General features: G+C 71.2%; 10 protein-coding genes and 1 pseudogene. 8 read left to right on the forward strand and 3 right to left on the reverse strand.

The window, feature by feature from the left end; translation table 11 throughout:
• Positions 1 to 605, reverse strand: a 605-nt coding sequence (locus tag CM1CMNOD_RS13650; RefSeq protein WP_131774015.1) for a TerD family protein, incomplete at its 3' end; no start/stop codon positions are given.
• A gap of 356 nt (positions 606 to 961) precedes the next feature.
• On the opposite strand from CM1CMNOD_RS13650, the gene CM1CMNOD_RS13655 reads away from it, so the two are divergent.
• A complete protein-coding gene (locus tag CM1CMNOD_RS13655; RefSeq protein ID WP_013874188.1) occupies positions 962 to 1,948 on the forward strand; it encodes an aldo/keto reductase in 987 nt (328 codons plus the stop codon).
• A 211-nt stretch (positions 1,949 to 2,159) separates the two neighbouring features.
• On the opposite strand, the gene CM1CMNOD_RS13660 is transcribed toward CM1CMNOD_RS13655, so the two are convergent.
• On the reverse strand, positions 2,160 to 2,702 hold the full coding sequence (locus CM1CMNOD_RS13660; protein ID WP_013874189.1) for a hypothetical protein: 543 nt from the start codon (positions 2,700 to 2,702) through the stop codon (positions 2,160 to 2,162).
• A gap of 186 nt (positions 2,703 to 2,888) precedes the next feature.
• On the reverse strand, positions 2,889 to 3,806 hold the full coding sequence (gene fdhD / locus CM1CMNOD_RS13665; protein WP_083828294.1) for a formate dehydrogenase accessory sulfurtransferase FdhD: 918 nt from the start codon (positions 3,804 to 3,806) through the stop codon (positions 2,889 to 2,891).
• Between the two features lie 291 nt (positions 3,807 to 4,097).
• Here fdhD and CM1CMNOD_RS13670 point away from each other — a divergent pair, with 291 nt between their 5' ends.
• From CM1CMNOD_RS13670 to CM1CMNOD_RS13700, 7 genes and pseudogenes are all read left to right on the forward strand, one after another.
• A complete protein-coding gene (locus CM1CMNOD_RS13670) occupies positions 4,098 to 4,877 on the forward strand; it encodes a sporulation protein (protein ID WP_013874191.1) in 780 nt (259 codons plus the stop codon).
• 44 nt (positions 4,878 to 4,921) lie between these two features.
• Entirely contained in the window at positions 4,922 to 6,562 is a 1,641-nt protein-coding gene (locus tag CM1CMNOD_RS21825) for a hypothetical protein (RefSeq protein WP_013874192.1), read from the forward strand.
• A 14-nt stretch (positions 6,563 to 6,576) separates the two neighbouring features.
• Entirely contained in the window at positions 6,577 to 8,883 is a 2,307-nt protein-coding gene (locus tag CM1CMNOD_RS21830; RefSeq protein WP_207387496.1) for a protein kinase domain-containing protein, read from the forward strand.
• A gap of 304 nt (positions 8,884 to 9,187) precedes the next feature.
• Positions 9,188 to 10,300: a glycoside hydrolase 5 family protein gene (locus CM1CMNOD_RS13685; protein ID WP_157491028.1), complete on the forward strand. Its 1,113-nt coding sequence runs from the start codon at positions 9,188 to 9,190 to the stop codon at positions 10,298 to 10,300.
• Positions 10,301 to 10,640: 340 nt separating this feature from the next.
• The gene (locus CM1CMNOD_RS13690) at positions 10,641 to 12,122 is read left to right on the forward strand and encodes a glycosyltransferase (protein ID WP_013874195.1); all 1,482 of its coding nucleotides are present in this window, start codon (positions 10,641 to 10,643) and stop codon (positions 12,120 to 12,122) included.
• On the forward strand, positions 12,119 to 13,276 hold the full coding sequence (locus CM1CMNOD_RS13695) for a glycoside hydrolase family 113 (protein WP_013874196.1): 1,158 nt from the start codon (positions 12,119 to 12,121) through the stop codon (positions 13,274 to 13,276). Before CM1CMNOD_RS13690 ends, CM1CMNOD_RS13695 begins: the two co-directional genes overlap by 4 nt.
• 29 nt (positions 13,277 to 13,305) lie before the next feature.
• A pseudogene (locus CM1CMNOD_RS13700) lies at positions 13,306 to 13,940 on the forward strand (hypothetical protein); the annotation flags it as partial.

The raw sequence follows: 13,940 nt of genomic DNA on the forward strand, positions 1-13,940 counted from the left end.
GCCTGGGTGCGGGTGGCACCGGCCGGCGGGCCGAACCCGCTGGGCGCGGCCGGCGCGGCCGGCGGCGGTGACGGCGTGTCCTCCACCTCGCCGCCGAAGGAGCTGATCAGCTCGGCGAGCCCGCCGGCGAAGCCCTGCCCGACCGCGGCGACCCGCCAGACACCCTTCCGGTACAGATCGCCGATGATGATGGCGCGCTCACTGGTGAAGTCCGCTCCGGTGAAGGCATAGCGCAGGACCTCGGCACCGCCGACGACGATCCGGAGGTAGCCGGCGGAAAGCTGGGACGCCGAGCCCGCACCGTCGATCGCCGCACAGAACGACAGCTTGTGGATGCTCGCCGGCACCTTGTCCAGCGTCACCCGGAACGACTGGGTGTCACCGGCCTGCTCGCCCAGAAGCTGGATCGACCCCTCCGGGGAGGCCGGCTGGTTGAAGAAGACGAAGTAGTTCTCGTCGGAGAGCCGGTCGTTCGCGTCCAGGCCGAAGCAGGAGACGTCCCAGGCGATACCGGGCGCGGTCAGCGCGATCCCGACGTAGAGGTCGGTGCCCGGGGTGACCGCGGACAGCTGGCTCTTCTGTCCTCGGTTGAACTGTTGGACCACCGCGCTCCCCTTCAGCGTTGACCCGTCACGTCGGTCTGCCCCGACACCGGGCGCCCGGGACGGGCGCGGACCCGCACGAAACCGGACTGCCCGGGTGCTCGCTTCGCCGGAGGCGTCTAGAAAACTAGCAGCCCGGCCAGGATCTCTTCGATGGCCCACGGCGGTCCGGGCTCTGTCAGCCGGCGGACACCGCGAGCCGCCGACCTGCGCTTCGGGCACCTGGCCGACGCCACGGGCACCGTCGGCGTGCGCGTCCCACGACCATCCGGACGGCAAGCGGCCCTGCCCAGCGCCACCGGGGTGGCTGCCGGCGTGACCAGGTCGCGGACTGACGCCCGACGGCGTTCACTGGAGTCATGCGGTATGTCGACGGAGTAACGACAAAGAAGAAGATCTCCGTGATCGGGCTGGGGACCTGGCAGTTCGGTTCCCGGGAGTGGGGCTACGGCGCGGCCTACGCCGGCAGCGAGGCACCGGCGATCGTCCGGCGTGCGCTCGAGCTCGGGGTGACTCTCTTCGACACGGCCGAGCTGTACGGCTTCGGGCGCAGCGAGCGGATTCTCGGCTCCGCGCTGAAGGACGCCGGCGCGCTCGAGACGTCCTTCATCGCCACGAAGCTGTTCCCGGCGGTACCGGTCGCGCCGGTCGTCGAGCAGCGCGCGGTGGCCAGCGCCAACCGGCTCGGCGTCCGGCAGATCGATCTCTACCAGATACACCAGCCCCACCCCGTGCTGCGCGACACCAGCGCCATGCGCGGCATGGCGGCGCTGCAACGGGTCGGTCTCGTCGACGCGGTCGGCGTCAGCAACTACCCGCTGGAGCGCTGGCAGGCGGCCGAGGAAGCGCTCGGTGCCCCGGTGCTGTCCAACCAGGTGCAGTTCAGCCTGCTGCACCCGCAGCCCGAGCGGGAGCTGGTGCCCCACGCGGTGAAGAACGACCGGCTGATCATCGCCTACAGCCCGCTCGCGATGGGCGTGCTCTCCGGCCGCTACACCCGGGAACGCCGCCCGACGTCGTTGGCGCGTACGTCGCATCCGCTGTTCCTGCCGGAGAACCTGGACGCGGCCCGGCCGGTGCTCAACGTCCTGCGTGACGTCGCCTCGGCGCACGACGCGAGCCCGGCGCAGATCGCGCTGGCCTGGGTGATCCGGCATCCGAACGTGGTGGCGATCCCCGGGGCCTCCAGCGTCGCCCAACTGGAGAGCAACGTCGCCGCCGCCGACATCGAGCTGACCGATGAGGAGTACGGCGCGCTGAAGAACGCCTCCGACGCGTTCACACCGACCGGTGGTGGGCGGGCCCGGGTCACCGCCATCCTGCGCAGCGGGCTGCGCCGGCGCTGACCGGCCGGCGCCGCTACCGCGTCGCGTCCGTCCCGGTCGCCTCGGCTGGGACGGACGCGGCAGCCCCGGCAGCCGCAGCGCGTGGCCGGTCGGGATCCCGGCCGGACGCGGTCTCCGCCAGCCGGGATCCTGCTGGCCGGGCGTGGCCCCGACCGGGCGGCTGGCCTGGTCGGCTGGCCTGGTTGGTTGGCTTGGTCGGCTGGCGCCGTGGTCAGTCGGGGCCCGGGGCGGACACGACGTGGAACGGCGGGCATACCGCCGAGGAGTGGTGCGCGGCAGCTTCCAGCGCGAGTTGTACGCGATCCTCCGGGCTGAGATGGCCGCTGCCGTGCAGGGAGCCCAGGGCGAACTCCTCACCGCAACCGACCGCGTCGTACAGGTCGATGCTGCGTCCGATCTGGAAGTCGGAGTCGATGCGGTACAGCCGGCCACGGATACCGGCCAGGAACACCCCGCCGGCCTCGGATCCCGACTCGGTGCGCGTGTAGCCGCCCTCGCGCAGACAGTCACGCACCGCGGAGATGAAGTCGGTGGCCATGAACCGGTCGACGTCCCATGTCTGGGGGGCGGGTGGGATCAGGCTGTACCTCAGGAGCTGCCCCATCCGGAACGACGACGTGAAACCCATGATGAACTCGCCGTTACGGAACACCTTGGTGTCAGCGCGGACGGTGATGGAGTAGCCGGCCACTCCGGCACTGTCACCACCGATGATCACCCTGCCGTCATGCTCAAGACCGACGATGCAGGTCACAAGAGGGCATCGTATCGCCTGGATGCAGGGTTATGTCCGACAAGTGCGCATGGACCGGGTCACCTCCACAAATCGATCCAGTCGGTCTCAGTACGCCACAAAATGAGTAGATTGCGATATCGGCAATACAGTCAGTTTCCGTCACGGCTGGTTCTCGTCACAGCCTGGTTCTCATCGCGGCTCGTGCTACGGCAACGGACCGGGCTGGACAGCGGGGACAACGGGGACAACGCCAACGCGGTGCGCCCCGGTGTAGACGTTCATGGAGTCACCGCGGACGAAGCCGATCAGCGTCATCCCGGCGTCCACGGCCAGCTCGACAGCCAGCGACGACGGCGCCGACACCGCGACCAGCGCCGGAATCCCGGCCAGCAGGGCCTTCTGGGTCAGCTCGAACGACGCCCGGCCGCTGACCACCAGCACCCGCCCGCGCAACGGCAGCGCGCCCTCGCGCGCCGCATGGCCGACAACCTTGTCCACCGCGTTGTGCCGGCCGACATCCTCCCGGACCACGAGCAGGTTCCCGGCGGCGTCGGCGATCCCGGCGGCGTGCAGCCCACCGGTGCTGGCGAAGACCTTCTGCGCGGCGCGCAGCCGCTCCGGCAGCGCCAGTACCACCTGCGGGCGCAGCACCAGCGGGTCGTCGTCGACGGTGAACCGGCCACGCAGCCGTACCCCTTCGATGCTGGCCTTCCCGCACAGCCCGCAGGAGCTGCTGGTGTAGAAGGCCCGTTGCAGGCTGGCGTCGGGCGGGGGAACCGTCGGGGCGAGGGTGATGTCCAGGACGTTGTAGGTCTGGTTGTAGGTCTGGACGTTGTACGTCTGGCTGTACGTCTGGTGGTGGGTCTGCCCGCCTGCCTCGTCGGTGCCGGCGCAGTAGCGCATGCCCAGCACGTCCGAGCCGGCGCCGATGATCCCCTCGCCGACGAGGAAGCCGAAGGCGAGGTCGACGTCGTGCCCGGGCGTCCGCATGGTGACGACGAACGACCGTCCCGCCACGCGCAGTTCCAACGGCTCCTCGCCGGCAATGCTGTCGGGGCGTGCCGTCCGCCCGCCGTCGGCGCGGATCCGCAGCACCTGCCGACGTACCGTCACCCGTCCCACGGCATCCACACTGCCGTACCCGGCCGGCGGCGGCCAGTGCGCCCCAACCGCGGTTACGACCCGTCCGCCATGTTGGGGTAAGGCTGTATGACGCGGGACGGTCGCGGGTCGCGCCAATCCTCGTGTGAGAGCGTAGGAGCGCCCGGCGACGATGTCCGGTATCGGTCGGGACGCGCGGCGCCGGCGCCGCGACGACGGGCATCACGGACACGGCACACGTAGCTACAGGCACGGCAGACATGACAAGGCATGTATGACAGGCATAACCGATATGAGGGGTGAGCCGGGCACGTGGGCATGAAGCGGATGATGGCGCGGCTCGGGGTAGGCAACGCCGACGTCGAAACGGTCCTGGACCGCCCCGAGGTCCTGCCCGGCGGTCTGGTCACCGGGACCGTGACCATCAAGGGCGGCAAGGTCGACCAGGAGGTCAACGAGATACGGGTCGCGCTCGAGGCCACCGTCGAGGTCGAGACCGACGACTCCACCTGGTACGAGAACGTCAGCTTCGGCACCCGCAGCATCGGCGGGAAGTTCACCATCGCCGCCAACCAGGAGACCAGCGGACGCTTCGAGCTGCCGGTTCCCTGGCAGACCCCCATCACCGACGTGGGTGGCTGGCACCTGCGCGGTATGAAAATCGGCGTGAAGACCACGGTGGACATTCCGGGCGCGATCGACCCCGGCGACCTCGACCCGGTGAGCGTGCGCCCGCTGCCCGTCCAGGAGGCGATCCTCGCCGCGCTCGGCGACCTCGGCTTCCGGTTCCACTCCGCGGACGTGGAGAAAGGCCGGCTGGCCGGCTCCGACCTGCCCTTCTACCAGGAGATCGAGCTGCACCCGGGCGGGGAGTACGCCCGTCGCATCAAGGAACTGGAAGTGACCTTCCTGGTCGACGCCGCGGGCGTGGACGTGGTGCTGGAGGCCGACCGGCGCGGCGGGCTGCTGCGCGCCGGCGGGGACGCGCTCAGCCGGCTGCGGGTCGGCCACCACGACACCGACCGGCATCACCTCTCCGGCCTGCTGCACGAGCAACTCCAGCATCTCGGCGCCCGCCGCGGCTGGTTCTAGGGTCTCCGGGACGTCTGCGCGGTGGCGTTCCCCTCGAGTACGCGGTGACGTCTCCGGTGCGCCGCCGGGAACCCGCCCGGGCGCGGCGAAGCGCACGGCTCCCGACCCGGACGCGGTTCGCGTTCCGTGAGGTACCGGCGGCCGATGCCGCCGATACCGCCGCCGAACCGTCCGCCCGCTGGTACGCCGCCGGCAGCGCCTGGTGCCGCGGGCGGGCCCGCCGGCAGGCCCGGCTGGCCGGCCGGCATCCGGTGTTCACCGCGATGCTGGCGGCGGCCGTCGTCGTCCGGCTGGCGGCGGTCGTCGGCTACGCACCCGCCCTGTGGTTCAACGACAGCTTCGAATACCTCGGGGTGGCGCTGCGGCCGGAGCCGTACGTGGTGCGGCCGTCGGGCTACAGCTTCTTCCTGATGCTGCTGGAACCGTTCCACAGCTTCCGGCTCGTCGTCGTCGTCCAGCACCTGCTGGGCCTGGCCGTCGCCGTCATGATCTACATGCTGCTGCGCCGGCACCGGACACCCGGCTGGCTGGCCGCCCTCGCCACCGGCCCGCAGCTCTTCGACGGATACCAGATCCAGATCGAGCACATGGTGATGGCCGAGACGCTGTTCACCGTCCTGGCGGTGGCGGCTGTGGTGGCCCTGCTGTGGTGGCGTCGGCCGACCACGGTCGCCGCCCTGGTCGCGGGCGGGCTGCTGGCGGGGGCATCCCTGACCCGCACGGTCGGCCTGCCGCTGGCGGTGGTGGCGGGCGGCTGGCTGCTGGCCCGCCGCCCGGGCTGGCGGCCGCTGCTCGCCTTCTGCCTGGCGCTGCTGATCCCACTGGGCTGCTACGGCGCCTGGTTCCAGGCGGTGCACGGGCGGGCCGGCATCGTCGGCAGCGACGGGGTCTTCCTCTATTCCCGGACGACGTCGTTCGTGGACTGTGCCCGCACGCACCCGCCGGCCGACCTGGCGGTCCTCTGCCCGCGGGAACCGCCTGAGGCGCGCCAGCCACCGTCGAACTACATCTGGCACGCCGGCACACCGTTGGACGGCGTTCCCGGCGAGGTTCTCAGCCCGGCCGGCGAGGTTCTCAGCCCGGCGGGCCAGGTTTTCAGCCCGGCGAAGGAATTGCTGGCCGGCAGGTTCGCCCGCCGGGCCATCGTGACCCAGCCGCTGGACTACGCCGGTATCGTGATAAAGGATTTCTCCCGGACGTTCGGGCCGCGGCTGACCGACTACCCCAATGCAGGCATGGTGCGTCCCTTCCTGTTCCACGTCCCACCCGACCCGGTCCCCGACCGGACGTACATTCCCGGTGGCAGCGCTTCCGAGGACGTCCGCGCCTACGAACACGGCGACGGCGCGCACCGTCTGCGCCAGCCGTTCGCCAGCTGGCTGGAGGGCTACCAGCTTCGGGTGGCCGTCCCCGGGCCGGCGCTGGGCCTGCTGCTGCTGGGCGCCGTCCTGGGCGCCGGATTGGCGGGCCGGTATCGTCCGCGCCTGCGCGCACCGCTGGTCCTGACCGCAGCCTTCGCGGTGACGCTGCTGCTCGTACCGCCGGCGACGGCCGGCTTCGACCACCGTTACGTCCTGCCCGCGCTCGCGTTCCTGGGAGCCGCGGCGGCGTTGGGCTGCCGGGTACTCGCCACCGGGATCGCCGGGCTGACGGCCAGCGACGGCAGGGCGGGCCCGTGCCATTAGTTGATCTTTCTCGGGTGGCCGCGGCGCTGCCCACCTACACGTTGGGCGCGGAACTCGGCAGCGGCGGGCACGGTCTGGTCCTCGCCGGGCACCACCAGGGCCTCGGCCGGGACGTGGCCATCAAGATCCTGCCCGCGACGGCGGACCCCGACCTACCCACCACCTTCGCCACCGAGGCACGGCTGCTGGCCGGGCTCGACCACCCGCACATCGTCCGGATCTACGACTATGTCGAGCGAGACGGCCTGTGCCTGCTCATCATGGAACTGCTCGCCGGGGGGACGCTGGCCCGCCGGCGCCGCACGCTGTCCGCCGAGGACGCCTGCGCGGTGGGGTTGGCCATCGCCGAGGCGCTGGAGTGCGCCCACGCCAGGAGCGTGCTGCACCGCGACATCAAGCCCGACAACGTGCTGTTCTCGGGCAACGGCCTGCTGAAGGTCACCGACTTCAGCATCGCGAAGATCTTCGATGCCACAACGGTCGCCACCAACACGATCGTCGGTACGCCGAGATACATGGCGCCCGAACAGCTGGGCGGCGGACGCCTGAGCCCGGCCACCGACCTGTACGCGCTCGGGATCATTCTCTACGAGATGCTCGCCGGCGCCCCGCCGTTCGGTCCGGACCTGTCCCTGCTGGCGCTGATCCGTCAGAAGGCCGACCGTCCCACACCGCCGCCCGCCGGCGTCCCCGAGCCCGTGGCCGCGACCCTCATGCGCGCTCTCGAGCGTGATCCGGCGCTACGGCATCCCAGCGCCCGGGCCTTCGCCCTCGATCTTGCCCGCGCCGCCGCCCTCGCGTACGGCCCACGCTGGACCAGCCGCTGCGAGATCGGCCTGCACGTCGCCGACGACGTCCGGGAGGCCGCGCGATACCCGGCCGGAGCGGGCGGGGCATCCGGGCTCGCCAGCAACCGGGCCGCCGCCGCGCCACCGGGCCAATCAACACCACCGGGCCGACCAACGCCTCCTCGGCCACCGGCCGGTCCGCCGGCCTCGGGCCGGCTGCCGGCGCCGGTGGCGGCGCCGGTGGGCATCGGCCGCGACATCAACCGGCAGGTCGCCCGGGATCTGGATGTCGGCCGACAGGCCGGCCGGGGGGAGGAGATCGGCCGGCAGGCCGACTGGGACGCCGACGTGACCGCGCGGCGTGTGCTCGAGCCCGTGCCGGCCGCCCCGCCGCCGGCGGTGATGGACGGCACCCGGCGCCGCCGGCGGCGTCGCCGGATCGTCGCCGTGGCCGCGGCCGTCCCGGTGGTCGCCAGCGTGGTCGCCGTTCTGCTGACCAGCCAGCCACCACGACCAGCAACGATCATAACGGTGGCCGGTACCGGCGTCGCCGGCTTCTCCGGCGACAACGGGCCGGCCACCGCGGCCGACCTGAGCAAGCCGGACGACCCGCTGGTGGACAACACCGGTGCCGTCTACTTCACCGACACCGGCAACAACCGCATCCGCCGCATCGGCGCCGACGGCATCATCACCACCGTCGCCGGCACCGGCACGTACGGCTTCTCCGGCGACAACGGGCCCGCCGCCCAGGCCCACTTCGCAACGCCCACGGACGTGGCCCGGGACCGGGCCGGCAACCTCTACATCGCCGACACCGACAACAACCGCATCCGCCGCATCAACGTCGTCGGAACCGTCACCACCGTCGCCGGCACCGGCACACCCGGCTACTCCGGCGACGGCGGACCGGCCACCGCGGCCCAACTGGCGAAACCGACCAGCGTGCTGGTGGACGCCGACGGCACCCTCTACATCGCCGACACCGGCAACCACCGCATCCGCCGCATCGGCACCAACGACGTCATCACCACCGTCGCCGGCAGCGGCACATCCGGCTACTCCGGCGACGGCGGACCGGCCACCGCCGCCCAGCTGGCCAGGCCCGGCGGCCTGGCGGCGGACACCGCCGGCAATCTCTACATCGCCGACAACGCCAACAACCGCATCCGCCGCGTCAGCTCCGACGGCGTCATCATCACCGTCGCCGGCAGCGGCACATCCGGCTACTCCGGCGACGGCGGACCGGCCACCGCGGCCCAACTGGCGAACCCGGGCAGTGTCGCGGTTACCGACGACGGGCGCGTCTACATCGCCGACACCGACAACAACCGGGTGCGCCGCGTCGACGCCGACGGCGTCATCACCACCGTCGCCGGCAGCGACGAGGCCGGCTACTCCGGCGATGGCGGGCCGGCCACCGCGGCCCGTCTGTGCGAACCCAACGGCCTGGGTCTGGACACCACCGAACGCCTCCTCTACATCACCGACAACTGCAACGACCGAATACGCCGGGTGATGGCGACCGGTTAGGCTGCCGGTTGCGGACGGCGCGGTCGCCATCCGCGACCATCTGTTCGGCACCTGATCCAGGCGCGTGTGTCGTCGGGCGCGCTTTCCGGCTCGACGGGTGTATCTGACGACGCACTCACCGTGATCGTCGCCGACAGCCGGCGGCAGTCTACCCAGAGCAGCGTTTATCCAGGTGGTCACTTACACAGACCGTCACCTCCAGGAAACATCGCCCATGTGACTACGCACAGCTACGTGACTCATGCCTCGGCATCTTGTCCCCGAGGGCGCTTCGCCGTGGGCGGCAGCCGTATTCTTCCGGAGCGTGTCCTCCCCCACTGGATTCGGCCCCGCCGGCCGGACCGCTGATTTCGTCCAGGTGCGCGACGGCGCGTTCCGGCTCGCCGGCAGACGCTTCCGCTTCTGCGGCACCAACAACTACTATCTGCACTACAAAAGCCAACGGATGACCGACAGCGTCCTGACCGACGCCGCCGCGCTCGGCCTGCGGGTGGTCCGCTGCTGGGGCTTCCTCGACGGAACTCCGGCGGACGGCGTGATACTGCAACCGGAGCCGTTCCGCTACGACGAGGACGGTTTCGAGCCGCTGGACCATGCCGTCTTCCGGGCCGGGCAACTGGGGCTGCGGCTGGTGATCGTCCTGACGAACAACTGGAACGACTTCGGGGGAATTCCCCGATACGCCACATGGTTCTCCGCCGAGCACGACGACTTCTTCCACCGCCACGCCATCAGGGAATGCTACCGGGCCTGGGTGACACACGTGATCAACCGGCGGAACCGGTATACCGGCGTGCCGTACAACCACGAACCGGCGGTGATGACCTGGGAGCTGGCGAACGAGCCCCGCTGCCCGTCCGACCCGTCCGGGGACACATTGGTCGCCTGGGCCGACGAAATGAGCAGATATGTCCGACAACTGGCCCTCCGCCAACTGGTCGCGGTCGGCGACGAAGGTTTCCACGGCCGTGCCGACACGGCCGACTACCCCGCATCCAACCAGGAGGGGGTGGTCTGGCACCGGCTCCTCAGGCTGCCCGGGATCGATTACGGAACATTTCACCTGCATCCCCAGCAGTGGGGCGAAAAATCGCCGGGATGGGGTGTCCGCTGGATTCACGACCACTTCCGGGAGGCCGCCGTGGCGGGTGTACCGGCGGTACTGGAGGAATTCTCCTGGCAGGACGACGGAATCGCCCGCGACACGGTCTACGCGGCCTGGACGGCCGCGGTCGAGGAGGCTGACGGTGACGGTGACCAGTTCTGGCTTCTCACCGGACGCAATGACGACGGTTCCCACTACCCCGACTACGACGGCCGTCGCGTGATCCACCCGTCGGCCACCGCCGCGCTTTTCGCCGGGCACGCCGGGCGGATGTCCCGTCCTGGCCGGGAGTTCCCGTCCCGGCCGGCGTAGAACTCACCATCCCGGAGCGGGACCCGGCCGGACCGGAAATCCGGCCGGACGGCGAGACCGTCACTGCCCGACTCAGGGCACGTCGGCCTGCTGAACGGCCTACCGCGGCCTGCAACGGCCTACGTCGCCCCAGGTCCGGGCCGGTCGGCCCAGGTCGGGGCCGGGCGTCAGCGCTGACAACGGAATCACCACAAGACACCACCGCCTACCCGCGGCGATACGGCCGCGGGACCGCCGGTAAGCTACGGCAGCCGTCGTATCGCCGACGGTTTACACCTACTCCGGTCCGGCTGACGTATTGTTTCGAGGACCGTGATCAGACTCCTGTGGGGGGAGCCGCGTGACCACGTCCGAGCATCTCATGCGTCGGGAATCCCTGGAGTGGGCCAACTCCGTCGCGCACGAGACGATGCCGTTGACCGAATCCCGGAAACGGTCGGTATGGCGACCCGGTTTCAGTTCGTTTCTGATCGGCTTCACGGTGTTCGGTGCCTTCGGATGGTGGGCCTGGGCCCGCGACCCCGATTTCGGCTTCATGGGCTGGATAGCGGCCGTGGTCTGGACGTTGCCCATCGTAAACACCGTCATCGGTATGTACGGAAGCGTGCGCACGGCCGTTCGGCTGCGCCGCGAGCGTAAACTACCGGTCACCGCGGCAATCGTCCGCGACCCGCTGATCGTGGTCGTCCCGACGGTGGGGCGTCACGACACCTACCCCGCCCTCGAACGAGTCGTCCGCTCCTTCTGCCGGTACCTGCCGGACTACTTCCCCCACCTGCGGGTGGACGTGGTCGTCGAGGAGGGCTGCGCCGCCTACGACCGGATCGTCGCGCTGGCGGCGACGGACCACCTGATCCGCGTGGTGACCGTACCCCGCGGCTACCGCACCCCGAACGGCACCCGGTTCAAGGCCCGCGCGAACCACTACGCCCACGAGCTGCGTTACGCCGAGGGCGAGGCCAGGGGGGACGTGTGGGTGCTGCACATGGACGACGACACCGGCGTCAGCTCCGACACCGCCGAGGCCATGGCCCGTTTCCTCAACGCCCAGTGGCTCGCCGGTGAGAATGCCCGCCACCTCGCCCAGGGGGTGTTGAGCTACCCGCGGGAACACGCGGTGAACAAGCTGACCTGGCTGGCCGACGCGGTCCGCCCAGGCTGCGACATCAGCCTGTTCGCGGCCACCACCGGCCGTGGCGTGCCCCGCGCCGGGCTGCACGGGGAACTGCTGCTGGTCCGGGCATCGGTGGAGGCGGCCACCGGCTGGGACTTCGGGCCGCAGGCCATCGTCGAGGACGCCCAGTTCGCCCTGCTCTTCTGCGGCCGTCACCCCGGCGGCAGCGACTGGTTCCCCGGCCGCTCCTACGGCGCCTCCCCGGCCACCGTGGCCGACTTCATCCGGCAGCGGGAGCGCTGGTCCTGGGGGCTGTTCCGGCTGGCGTTCGACCGTGGCGTCCCGCTGCGCCACCGGCTGCTGCTGCTGCACAACGTGCTGATCTGGGCATGCGGGCCGATCCAGCACCTGGCACTGATCCTCCTGGTCGGCTCGTTGCTCGGGGACACCGACACCACGCCGGTCAGCGCCGCGCTGCTGCCCGTCTGGGCGGCCAACATGGCCTACAGCATCTGGCTCTACTGGGAAGGCATGAAGATCAACATATCGGCCTCGGCGGACCCGCGGCACCGCTGGTGGGAGCCGCCCTGCCTGCTGCTGCTGATCCCGCTCTTCTCCCTGCTGGAAGCGATCGCGGTGTTCCGGGGGATGGTCCGTTTCCTGCGGGGCGGCGAGTCCACCCTCAACGTGATCGCGAAACCGATGTGATCAGGCTGGGCACGGCCGGCGCGACGCTGGCCGCCGTGTTTGTCATGACCATCGCGGGCACGGGCTGCGCCGCCGCGCCCCAGGACCGCACCCCCGCCTTCCACCCGGCCGCGCCACCGCCGGCCACCGCGACAGCCGGCCCGCAGACAGGGGCGGGGGCAGGTCCCACCGTCGCCTACCCCTGGCAGCCCGGCCGGCCCGAGCTCGGCGTCCAGGTCTACTGGGATGACAATCCCGACGAGCCCGTCGAACTGGTCCGCGCCAAGGCCCGCCAGGTCGTCGACTACGTCGTCGGCCTTGAGGCCAACGCGCTGTGCGTCTCCTTCCCCTTCTTCACCGACACGGCCCGCTCCAACGCCGTCCGCGGCGGCCGGACCACCCCCACGCCGGAGCGTCTCGGTATCCTCCTGGACGAGGCCAGACGCTCCGGCCTGCGCGTCACCCTGCGCCCGACGCTCGACGAGCGCACCCTGACCGCCGCCAACCCGCTGGACTGGCGCGGCACGATCAGGCCGGGTGACCGGGACGCCTGGTTCGCCTCCTACCGCCGCTTCCTCACGCCCTACCTGGCCCTTGCCGCACGCACCGGCGTCGCCACCGTGGTGATCGGCACGGAACTCAGCTCGCTGGAAGGCGACCCGCGCTGGGCGGAGCTGGCCGCGTACACCCGGACCCTGTTCGGCGGCGAGACCGGGTACGCGTTCAACTGGGACGTGTTCGTGCACACCGCGGTCCGGATGCCGGTGGACCGGGTCGGGGTGGACGCCTACCCGGAGCTGCCGCTGTCCGACGACGCCTCCGTGGCGGAGCTGGCCGCGGGCTGGCACTCCTGGCTGGACCGCCGGGCCCGTGGTCAGATGCCCAACCTGCTGCTGTACGAGGTGGGCGCTCCCGCGCAGGACGGCATCTACCGGCATCCGGCCAACCCGAACAACGGCGGCCCGGTCAACGAGGTCGTCCAGCAACGGTGGTTCGCCGCCGCCTGCCAGATGGCGCGGGAGCGCTCCCTGGCCGGCCTGTACTGGTGGCGAGTGGACTTCCACGCCGATCCCGCCACCGTCGACCCGCTGCGGGACCGGCACGAGTCGTTCGCCGGCAGGGCCGCCGAACAGACGATCCGGGGCTGCTTCTCGGGCTGGAGGGCGGTACGCTGAGCTCTTCCCCATCACGTGCGGTAATCGGCGTGTTCGGTGTCGCGGTGCTCGCGGTGATGCTGCAGAGCACCGGGGGATTCCGCGCGGAACTGCTCGGGCCGGATCTTCTCCTGGCCGCCAGTGGCTACCTGACCGCCCGCGTCCTGCTGGCCGCCTGCTCCCGGGCCACAGCGGCGCGCGAACGGCACGGCCGCGAACACGCCCACCCCGCCCCCGGCCTGGGCGGTGTCTACCGTGGCCATGTCAGGGAGCACGTCAAGCAGCGGCTCCCGCTGCTGCTGTTCACCCTCGTCGCCACCGTCGGGCTCGCCGTGCTGCTCAGCCCGCCCGGCCAGGCGCGGCAGCTCGGCCCGCAGGCGGTCGCCGGCCTGGCGCACATGGGGAACTGGTTCGACCTGGTGTCGCGGAACTGGCTGGCCGGCGCTGGCGGCGACTGGTACGCCGACCGGCCCGCTCAGCTCGACCCGCTGGGCCTGCTGTGGCTGCTCGGCCTGATCGAACAGTTCGCCATCGCCGGGCCGCTGCTGCTGGTCGGCATCTGGTGGGCCGCCCGGCTGGTCGGCCGGCCGGGACGTACCGGCCGGACGGCCGGGACGGCGGGGCTGGCCGCGGCCGGCACCGTGCTGCTCGCCGCCGGCGCCTGCCTGGTCGGCCCGGCCCGGGC

Origin of the sequence: Protofrankia symbiont of Coriaria myrtifolia, from assembly GCF_900634755.1 — a bacterium.
Lineage (GTDB): Bacteria > Actinomycetota > Actinomycetes > Frankiales > Frankiaceae > Protofrankia > Protofrankia coriariae.

Bases quoted from the DNA above. Each gene is read 5' to 3' on its own strand.
- CM1CMNOD_RS13655 (WP_013874188.1), top strand. From the start codon at position 962: ATGCGGTATGTCGACGGAGTAACGACAAAGAAGAAGATCTCCGTGATC.